This window comes from Variovorax sp. 20P10.2.4, from assembly GCF_058244205.1.
Genome location: NZ_JBZAYE010000249.1, coordinates 1 through 9,956, shown reverse-complemented (window position 1 = coordinate 9,956; position 9,956 = coordinate 1). Strand labels below are relative to the sequence as shown.

Here is a 9,956-nt window from a genome sequence, read left to right as displayed (position 1 = left end):
GAGGGCGGCCCGCCCGATGCGGCGCGGCGCTTCGCGCAGCGGCTGGTGCAGGTCGGCGGCGATGCGCTCGCGCACCTGCGCTACGGCCTGCTGGCGCTCGGCGACCGGCACTACGCGCGCTTCTGCGGCTTCGGCCATGCGCTCGACCATGCGCTGGTGGCGGCGGGCGCGCAGTCGCTGTTTCCGATGATCGAGGTCGACAACGGCGACACGGCCGCGCTCGCGCGCTGGCGCCGGCAACTGGTCGCGCTGCATGGTGCCGATGCAGTGCCGGCCGAAGCGCTGGCCGATGAACCGCTAGCGCCCGCGTTCGAGCCCTGGACCTTGAGCGCGCGCCGGCTGCTGAATCCCGGCAGCCTCGGTGCGCCGCTCTACGAGATCGAACTCGCCGCGCCGCCCGAAGCGGCCGCCGCGTGGCGGCCCGGCGCACTGGCCGAACTGCAGCCGCGGCTCGCGGCCGACACGGTGGCGGCCCTGTTGCGCGCCACGTCGTGGACCGCGGACGCACCCGTCGTGTTCCAGGGCCGGCACTGCACGCTCGCCGAAGCCCTGTCCCGCAGCGCCGTGCCCGCGCCGCAGGCACTGGTGCAAGGCCTCGACGCGCAAGCGCTGGCCGATGCGTTGGTGCCGCTCGCCACGCGCCGCTATTCGATCGCGAGCCTGCCCTCGGAGGGCCATCTGCGGCTGCTCGTGCGGCAGGCGCGCCATGAGCAGGGCCTCGGCATTGCCTCGGGCTGGCTCACGGCGCATGCGCCGTTGATGGCGCAGCTGCCGCTGCGCCTGTTCGCCAATCCCGGCTTCGCGCCCATGGCCGACGACCGCCCCTGCATCTTCGTGGGCAACGGCTCGGGTTATGCCGGCCTGCGCGGCCATCTGCGCGAACGCATCGAGCGTGGCCATCGTCGCAACTGGCTGGTGTTCGGCGAGCGCCAACTGGCGCGCGACGCCTTCTTCATGGACGAGCTGCGCCACTGGCAGGCCGCGGGCCAGGTCGAGCGCGTCGACCTCGCGTTCTCGCGCGACCATGCGCCGCGCATCTACGTGCAGGACCGCCTGCGCGAGCATGCGGGCGACCTGCGCCGCTGGGTGGGCGAGGGCGCCGCGATCTTCGTCTGCGGCAGCTTGCACGGCATGGCCGCGGGCGTGGACGAGGCGCTCGAGGCCGCGCTGGGGCGTGCCACGCTCGATGACCTGATCGCCGAAGGGCGTTACCGGCGCGACGTGTACTGAGAAGGCGCGCGCGGAGGCGGCGCTTCAGCCGCCGTTCAGCTTGATCGGCAAGCTCGGGGCTTTGGCCATTCTTTCGCGCATGCCCGAGCTTTCCCGTCCTTCCGCCCCCGACCCGGCCCACCTGTCCATCGAGGGCCTGCGTGCGTTGCACGTCGGCCCCATCGCGCTGCAGGCCGCGCGCGGCGAATGCATCGCCATCCTCGGTCCCTCGGGCTCGGGCAAGAGCGTGTTCCTGCGGCTGGTGGCCGACCTCGACCCGGGCGAGGGCCGCGTGGTGCTCGACGGCACCGATCGCGCGGCGCTGTCGGGCCCCGAATGGCGCCGGCGCGTGATCTACCAGGCGGCGGAGCCGGCGTGGTGGGGCATGGGCGTGGCCGAGCACTTCCCGGCGGGGCTCGACAGCGGCGTGCTCGCGGGATGGATCGCGGAGCTGAGCCTGCCGCGCGACGTGCTGCAGGCCGACATCGCGCGGCTGTCGACCGGCGAGCGCCAGCGGCTGGCCCTGTTGCGCTCGCTCGCGCACCGCCCCGTGGTGCTGCTGCTCGACGAACCCACCGCCTCGCTCGACCCCGCCACCACGCTCGCGGTCGAAGCGCTGCTGGCGCGCGAGCAGGCCGCGGGGCTGACGCTGCTCTGGGTCACGCATTCCCATGAGCAGGCCGCGCGCGTCGCGGCACGTCATCTCGAACTGAACGCGGGCCGGCTGCAGCCGGCGGGGAGCGTCGCATGAGCCCCATCCATCTCGACGCCACCGATCTGGTGCTCGCCACGGTGCTCGTGCTGCTGAACGCGCTCGCCTCGCTGCTGCTGGGGCTGCAACTGCATCGGCAGGTGTTGTGGGCGGCCGCGCGCATGGTGGTGCAGTTACTGCTGGTGGGGCTGGTGCTGCGCTTCGTGTTCGCGGCGGCTTCACCGGGCGCCACCCTGGCCATCGTGCTGCTGATGATCCTGGCCGCGGCACGCGAGGTGGCGGTGCGACCCGCGCACCGGCTGCGCGGCGGCGGCAACTTCGGCATCGGCGCGGCGGCCGTGGGCGTGTCGAGCGTGGCGACGGTGGTGCTGGCGCTGATGACCGCGATCCGGCCGCAGCCCTGGTACGACCCGCGCTATGCGATCCCGCTGATGGGCATCGTGCTCGGCAGCGTGCTCAATTCGGCCAGCCTCGGGCTCGACAGCTTCTTCGAAGGCGTGACCGCGGGGCGTGCGCGCATCGAGGCCCGGCTGGCGCTGGGCGCGACCATTCACCAGGCGATGGCGGCGCTGATCCGCTCGTCGATCCGCAAGGGGATGATCCCGATCGTCAACCAGATGTCGGCGGCCGGCGTGATCACCTTGCCCGGCATCATGACCGGCCAGCTGCTCGCGGGCATGGACCCGGTCGAGGCCGCGAAGTACCAGATCCTGCTGCTGTTCCTGCTGACCGGCGCCGGTGGCGTGGCGGCCGCCGGCGCGGTCTACCTGGCGGCGCGCTCGCTGACCGACGACCGGCAGCGGCTGCGCGCCGACCGCCTGCGCTGAACCGATCATGCGGATGCAGCCATCTTTACCTGCTGTTTTCAATCCATCCGGCAGTTTTGCAACTGCGCTGCATCATGCTTTTGGAGAGCGCGCCGCACCGCGGCGGCCACCGTATAGCCCCATCGACCATGCCCATGCCTGCTGAAAAACACCGGGAAGCAACGCTCGACGACGCCGCCATCCAGCGGCGCCTCGAGGACGCGGACATCCGCGTCAACCCCGAGCGCCTGCAGATCCTCGGCCGGCTGATGTCGAACGCGGGCCAGGCCTGCACGGCCCAGGAGCTCTATCCGCGCGGGGTCGAGGAATCGAATGCCGCCGCGGTGTCGCGCGTGTACCGCACGCTGCACCTGCTCGAGAAGAAGCGGGTGATCGAGCGGCGGGTGCGGCAGGTGCGCGGGCGGCCCGTATTCACCTACCTCTACGGCGAGGAGCGCGCCTCGTCGCGCATCCGCTTCCAGTGCCGAAGCTGCGGTGCCAGCGTGGTCGCCGACGACATCCAGTTGCGCGAGCAGGTCGCGAAGGTCGGGGCCGACCAGGGACTGCCCGTGGCCTCGAAGGAAGACATCGTGGTGTGGATCGCGTGCAACCGCTGCAGCGCGGGCACGCCGGACTGAACTACTCGACGCGCGCGGCCGTCTCCGACCACCAGCCGCGCAGCACCCAGTAGAGCGGCGGCAGCATCAGCACGGCGCACAGCCAGGCATGGCGCGCGCCCTCCTCGAAGAAGGGCGCCACGGTCAGCGCCCAGGCCACGCCGTCGTCGCGCAGCTCGGGGATGCGCAGCAGGTCGGCCACGCTGTAGAGCAGCAACTGGATCGCGAGCAGGGCCAGCAGCAGCGCCGAGATGCGGAACGCCAGCAACAGCCGCGCGCGCAGGTGCAGCCACTTCCAAGCGGGCAGCAGCAGCCCGGTGGCCGCGACGCCCAGCAGCACGCCCAGCGCGGCATCCACCATGCCGGCGCGCGCGCCGATCGCGCGCACGAAGACCGCGATCTCGAGCGATTCGCGAAAGGCCGACAGCGCCACGAAGGCGATGACCAGGAAGGGCGCGGCCGGGCTGTCGAGCCAGGCCTCGTGGAACAGGTGGACCCGGCCGCGGATCTGCCGCACCGAGGCGCCCATGCTCGTGGCCATGAACAGGATGCCGATCGCCATCAGGGTGCTGAGGCCGGCGCTGACGTTGCGGTCGACGGAGGCATCCATCAGCAGCACCGACAGCGCCGCGGCCGGCGCGAGCCCCAGGCCCAGGCCCCAGCCGACGTACTTGAGCAGCGAGAAGCGCAGCGATTCGCGCAGGCAGACATGCAGCGAGCCCACGATCAGGATCAGCTCGGCCAGCTCGCGCAGGGTGATGGCGAAGGCGTCAAACATCGGTGAATCCGCGCGGCGTCGAGATGACAACGATTCTCATTGGTAAAGTATCGCACGGCCCTCCTCGAACGGCCCCGTGCGACACTGCCGTCGCGCCTTCGACAACAGAAACAGCGCTCAGCAGCACTCAGGGGTATCGCCGTGGCCGTGAACGATCAAGAAATCCTCAGCATCGTCGACCGGGCCGTCGACGAGTTCAACGGCGACCTCGACGACCTCGAAAGCGCGATCGGCATGCTGCTGCTCGGACGGCACTACGGCTGGCGCGTGGTGCTGCTGATCCACAGCCCGACCACCGTGCGCAAGTACCTGAAGATCCTCGGCCTCAAGAACCTGCGCGACGTGCTACCCGAGGTCGGCGTGCTCGCGCACCGTTCGAACGCCTGGCGCTTGCTCGACGGCACCAAGAACTTCTGGAAGGTCGTGCGCGGCCAGATCAGCGGCGTGCGCTCAGCGCGGGTCGAGAAGACCCCGAGCAAGCCCTCCTGAATCCCTCGATTCGTCTGGATCCGGAACGCGCCGGAGGGGCGGCCGCGCGCGTTTGCGTGGCATTTCCCCAACACGAAAGTAGTTCTCCTGAAGACTACTGACCCTTGGCTTTCAGCGCCGACGCCTTCCGTTTCTCTCCATTGAATCTGGCTCGGATGCCTTGCATCGCGCCGAATCAGTAGCACTTGACAGTACTACTACCTGCTTCTACATTTGCTCGAAATTGCGAATCGTTCGTATTTCCGTCTCTTTCGCGGCCGCGATCAGAAGGGGGAGGTGGCAGCGGCGATGCGCTCTTTCGCAGCCGGCGCGAATGCGCCTTCTCTTCCCTTCATCAGTTCCAAATGAACAAGTCACGCAGCCCGCGCCTTCCGGGCATGGCACCCGCGATCGCGCCCAGCGCCGTCGTCCGGGCGATTCACCTGCTCACCGCCGGCGCCACCCTGGCCCTCGGCGCATCCACCGCCTGGTCGCAGACCGCCGACGGCAGCAACTCGCTGCCGCCCATCACCGTCACGGGCACCGAGCAGGGCTATGCCGCCAAGCGCAGCACCACCGCCACCAAGACCGACACGCCGCTGCGCGACACGCCGCAGTCGATCAGCGTGGTGACCAGCGACGAGCTGCGCGACCGCGCGGTGCAGAGCATTGCCGAAGCCGCGCGCTACGTGCCGGGCGTGGGCTTCGCGCAGGGCGAGGGCAACCGCGAGACGCCGATCTTCCGCGGCATCAGCACCACCGGCGACTTCTTCATCGACGGCATCCGCGACGACGTCCAGTACTACCGCGACCTCTACAACATCGAGCGCGTGGAAGTGTTCAAGGGCCCGAACGCGATGATCTTCGGCCGCGGCGCCACCGGCGGGCTGATCAACCGCGTGAGCAAGCAGCCCGAGTGGACGCCGTCCTACGGCGCCTCGGTCACGCTCGGTTCGCACAGCAACCGCCGCCTGACGGCGGACATCAACCAGCCGATCAACGACCAGCTGTCGTTCCGCCTCAACGGCTTGTACGAGAACTCCAAGAGCTACCGCGACGGCGTCTGGCTCGAGCGCTCGGGCATCAACCCGACGCTGAGCTGGCGCCCGAGCGCGAAGACGCTGGTGACGCTGGGCTACGAGCACTTCAAGGACAAGCGTATCGCCGACCGCGGCATCACCTCGTTCCGCGGCGTGCCGGTGGTCACCGATCCCTCGACCTTCTTCGGCAACGCGGCCGGCAGCCCGACCTGGTCTTCGCTCGATGCCTTCAACGTGCTGGTCGAGCACGAGTTCGACAACGGCGTGGTGCTGCGCAACCGCACGCGCTGGTCCGAGCAGGACAAGTTCTACCGCAACGTGTTCCCCGGCGCGGTCAACGCGCTCGGCACCACGGTGGCGATCAGCGCCTACGACAACGCGACCACGCGCAAGAGCTTCTTCAACCAGACCGACATCAGCTTCACGCTGAACACCGGCGCGGTGAAGCACAAGTTCCTCGTGGGCGCGGAGATCGGCAAGCAGGACACCGACAACTTCCGCAACACCGGCTACTTCAACAACACGGCCACCAGCGTGAACGTGCCGCTGTGGCTGCCGACGACCTACGCGCCGGTGTTCTACCGCCAGTCCGCGACCGATGCCAACAACAGCGGCACCGCCAAGGTCGCGGCGCTCTACGTGCAGGACCAGATCGAGCTGGCGCCGCAGTTCCAGCTGATCGCGGGCCTGCGCTACGACCGCTTCCGCGTCGACTTCCAGAACAACCGCAACGGCGACCGCTTCAAGACCAACGACGACCTCGTGTCGCCGCGCCTGGGCGTGATCTACAAGCCGGTCGAGCCGCTGTCGCTGTACGCGAACTACAGCATCGCCTACCAGCCGCGCGCGGGCGACCAGCTGTCCTCGCTCACGCTGAGCTCGTCGGCGCTCAAGCCCGAGAAGTTCAAGAACTACGAGATCGGCGCCAAGTGGGACGTGCTGCCCGCGCTCGCGGCCACCGCCGCGCTCTACCGCCTCGACCGCTCCAACGTGGTGGTGCTCGACCCGACCGATCCGACCGGCGCGCGCACCATCCTCAGCGACGGCCAGCGCACCCAGGGCTTCGAGCTCGGCCTCAGCGGCAACATCACGCCGGCCTGGAGCGTCTCGGGCGGCTACTCCTACACCGACGCCAAGTTCAAGGCCGACACCTCGGCCACGATTCGCGCCGGCGCGCGCGTGGGCCAGGTGCCCAAGCACACCTTCGCGCTGTGGAACCGCTACGACTTCTCGCCGATGTGGGGCGCGGGTGCCGGCGTGATCCACCAGGCCAAGATGTTCGCGTCGAGCGAGCAGATCGTGACCAACGCGGCACCGTTCCCGAACGTGGTGCTGCCGGGCTACACGCGCGTCGACGCGGCCGTGTTCTTCACGCTCAACCGCAACGTGCAGATGCAGCTGAACGTCGAGAACCTGTTCAACCGCAAGTACTTCCTCAACGCGAACAGCAACACCAACATCACGCCGGGCGCGCCGCGCTCGTTCCGCGTGTCGCTGAACGCGAAGTTCTGATGCGCGCGGCCGGCGGGCTTCATCGCCCACCGGCCGTGTCCGCCCGCGAGCCGAAGGTTTCAGGAGCCCGATGATGAATCCACCCACGAGCCCGCCGTGGCAGCCCGACGCGATGACCCGCCTCGTCAACCGCAAGGCGGGCCTGCGCCATCCGGCGTTCGGACCGCACTCCGGCGTCACCGACCGCAACCAGCTGCAGCACGACCGCATCCTCGCGGCCATGGCCGAGTCCGAGGGCGGCAACCTGCATCCGCGCGACCTGCACCGCAGGCTCACGCAACGGGGCACGCCGATGAACATGTCGGCCATCTATTCGGCGCTCAAGCGGCTGGCGGCCGAGGGCGCGATCCAGCACCTGCTGGTGGAGCGCAACGGCCGCGCCGTCTCGACCTACAGCCTGCCCGACAGCGATGCCTGCGACGCCGCGGGCCGGCTGGTCTGCACCGGCTGCCGACGCTGGGTCGACCTCCGGGGCACGGGCCTGCTGTCGCGGCTCATCGCCGATGCCTGCAAGACCCACGTACCGGCGGCCTCGGTGGAGGCCGTCGAAGTGCAGGTGCTGTGCGAAGCCTGCCGCGAAGCGCGAGACGACTGAGCTTCGCGCCTTCTGTGCACCGCCTCACCAGCGGTGCGTGTAGCTCAGCTTCAGCACGGCACCGGGCGCCGGCAGGCGGCTCGTGTTGTTGTTGCTGCGAAGCAGCTGGCTGTAGAGCGGGAAGTACTTCCGGTTGAAGAGGTTCTCCACGCCGATCGCCAGGCTGTTCCTGTCGTCGATCTTCCAGCGGCTGATCAGGTCGACCGTGGTGTAGCCGCTGGTGTCGCGGCGCCCGAAGCTGCTCACGCCATCGAGACGGTAGTCCTTGCCCGAATACGAGGTCGCCTGCAGCCGGTGGCTCCACCGGCCGTCGGGCTTGTACTCGACGTAGGCCGTCAGCTTGAGCGGCGGGATGCGGTAGCCGGTCATGTCCTGGTAGCGCGCGGCACCCTGCGGCAGCTCGCGGCCCTTCATCCAGGTGAAGCTGCCGCCCAGGGCCCAGCGCTCGTCGTCGCTGAAGTAGTCGAGCGCGCCCTCGAGGCCATGGATGCGCTCCTTGGTGCGCAGCAGGTTCAGGCCGTTGTTGAAGCTCTGCACGGCGCCGAGGTCCGACTGCGACTGGAAGGCCGCGAGGTTCGCGACCACGTTGGAGAAGCGACCGCGCCATCCGAGCTCGAAGGTGTCGGTCTTGACCGGTTGCAGGTCGGAGCCCGCGATGTTGAAGGCCGGCGTGGCATTGCGCACCTGCAGGCCGATGTCCGGCAGCTCGAAGCCCTGGCTGTACGACAGGTAGAGGTCGTGCGCCTTGCTCGGATTGAAGACCAGGCCCGCGTTGTAGGTCCAGCCCTTGTAGTCGACCGCGCCGCCATTGACCGGGCGCGGGTTGGCCACGCGCGATTGCGACAGCGGCACGAAGCTGTCGAAGCGCGTGCGGGCGCGGTCGTAGCGCACGCCGCCTTCGACCGACCACCGGTCGTCGAAGCGGTGCTGCAGCTGGGCGAAGCCGCCGAGGCTGCGCGTGGTGATCGGCGGCATGAAGATGCGCGAGCCGGTCTTGAGGAAGCGCAGGCCGCCGCTCAGGTCGTACAGGCGCGGATCGAACACGTCCAGCGGCATGTCGCTGCGTTCCTGGTTGAAGTCGGCGCCCCAGGTCAGTTGCGTCTTCCTGTCCGCGCCCAGCGGCGTCTTGATGGTCAGCCGGCCGCCGTAGACCTCGGAGTTCTGCGTCACCTGGTCCAGGTTGGCGCCGCGCACCGACACGCCGCGCGCATCGAAGGGCGCGAAGCGGGTGAAGAAGTCGCGGTAGTAGAACTGCGCGGCCAGCGAGCTGCCGGCGATGTCGCGGTGCTGGTAGTCGATGCCCACCAGCGTGTTCTTCACGCGGTTCTGCTCGGCCAGCTGCAGCCCGCGCAGCGGCCGGGCCGCGGCGCTGCCCGCGGGCAGCTTCGCCACCGAGGGATCGGAGCCGTAGTCGGTGTCCTGCTTCGCGTCGTAGTGGCTCGCGGACAGCTGCAGCCGCTGGTTCGCATCGATGCGCCAGCCGATCTTGGCCGAGGCGCTGTAGATGTTCGAGTCGAACAGGTCGCCCTGGCTCGGCTCGGGCGCGATGCGGTTGCCTTTCGCGTCGTAGGAGGCGCCGACGCGGCGCGCGCCGAGGCTCAGCGTGTAGTCGATCTTCTCGCCCGCGCCCGAGAGGTAGTGCTGCACCTCGCCGCCGAAGCCCGCCGAACCGATGCGCGACAGCGGCGTCACGCCGGTCACCGTGGTCTCGGCGCGCGTCTGTCCGTCGGGCTGGCGCGTGCGGATGGAGACGATGCCGCCGGCCGCGCCGCTGCCGTAGATCGCGCTGCTGCCGCGCAGCACCTCGATCTGCTCGACATCGGCCGGGTTGACGTTGGCCAGGTTGCGCGAGGAGTCGCGGTTGGTGTTGAGCGGGATGCCGTCGACCAGCACCAGCATGTTGCGCCCGCGCAGGGTCTGGCCGTAGTCGGTGATGGTGTGGCTGGAGTCGGCCATGCCCGGCACGACCTTGCTCAGCAGGGTGGCCACGCTGTCGGAGCCCTGGCGCAGGCCCTCGAGCTCCTGGCGTTCGATCACCGTGACCTGGCGCGTGGGCGCCATCAGGGTGCTCTGCGTGCGGTCGGTCACCGTGATCGGTGCCAGCGCATCGCCCGGGATCGCGGGATCGGCGGCCGGTGCTGCGGCACCCGAAGGCGTGGGACGGCTGGCCGGTGCCGCCGCATCGGCCGCCTCCAGCGTGAAATTGCCGCCGCCCAGCG

At 69.5% G+C, this 9,956-nt stretch carries 9 protein-coding genes; 7 read left to right on the top strand and 2 right to left on the bottom strand.

What is annotated here, in order from left to right; genetic code table 11:
- The 4 genes from AC27VN_RS21865 to AC27VN_RS21850 all read left to right on the top strand — a co-directional run.
- Positions 1-1,230, top strand: a 1,230-nt coding sequence (locus AC27VN_RS21865) for a flavodoxin domain-containing protein (RefSeq protein WP_490877877.1), incomplete at its 5' end; no start/stop codon positions are given.
- A gap of 79 nt (positions 1,231-1,309) precedes the next feature.
- A complete protein-coding gene (locus tag AC27VN_RS21860) occupies positions 1,310-1,960 on the top strand; it encodes an ABC transporter ATP-binding protein (RefSeq protein ID WP_490877876.1) in 651 nt (216 codons plus the stop codon).
- Positions 1,957-2,748 carry an ABC transporter permease gene (locus AC27VN_RS21855; protein WP_490877875.1) on the top strand — a complete coding sequence of 264 codons (792 nt, stop codon included), beginning with the start codon at positions 1,957-1,959 and terminating at the stop codon, positions 2,746-2,748. Before AC27VN_RS21860 ends, AC27VN_RS21855 begins: the two co-directional genes overlap by 4 nt.
- Positions 2,749-2,882: 134 nt before the next feature.
- A complete protein-coding gene (locus AC27VN_RS21850; protein ID WP_490877874.1) occupies positions 2,883-3,365 on the top strand; it encodes a transcriptional repressor in 483 nt (160 codons plus the stop codon).
- A 1-nt stretch (position 3,366) separates the two neighbouring features.
- Here AC27VN_RS21850 and AC27VN_RS21845 read toward each other — a convergent pair whose 3' ends face one another.
- Positions 3,367-4,122 (bottom strand): FTR1 family protein, encoded by a 756-nt coding sequence (locus AC27VN_RS21845; protein ID WP_490877873.1) that lies wholly within the window; start codon positions 4,120-4,122, stop codon positions 3,367-3,369.
- Between the two features lie 147 nt (positions 4,123-4,269).
- On the opposite strand from AC27VN_RS21845, the gene AC27VN_RS21840 reads away from it, so the two are divergent.
- The 3 genes from AC27VN_RS21840 (at position 4,270) to AC27VN_RS21830 (ending at position 7,737) form a co-directional block, all read left to right on the top strand.
- Entirely contained in the window at positions 4,270-4,611 is a 342-nt protein-coding gene (locus tag AC27VN_RS21840) for a hypothetical protein (RefSeq protein ID WP_057589884.1), read from the top strand.
- Positions 4,612-4,955: 344 nt separating this feature from the next.
- A complete protein-coding gene (locus AC27VN_RS21835; protein ID WP_490877872.1) occupies positions 4,956-7,142 on the top strand; it encodes a TonB-dependent receptor in 2,187 nt (728 codons plus the stop codon).
- 73 nt (positions 7,143-7,215) lie between these two features.
- Positions 7,216-7,737 (top strand): hypothetical protein, encoded by a 522-nt coding sequence (locus AC27VN_RS21830; RefSeq protein WP_490877871.1) that lies wholly within the window; start codon positions 7,216-7,218, stop codon positions 7,735-7,737.
- A 24-nt stretch (positions 7,738-7,761) separates the two neighbouring features.
- On the opposite strand, the gene AC27VN_RS21825 is transcribed toward AC27VN_RS21830, so the two are convergent.
- On the bottom strand, positions 7,762-9,954 hold the full coding sequence (locus AC27VN_RS21825; protein ID WP_490877870.1) for a TonB-dependent receptor: 2,193 nt from the start codon (positions 9,952-9,954) through the stop codon (positions 7,762-7,764).
- Between the last annotated feature and the right edge of the window lie 2 nt (positions 9,955-9,956).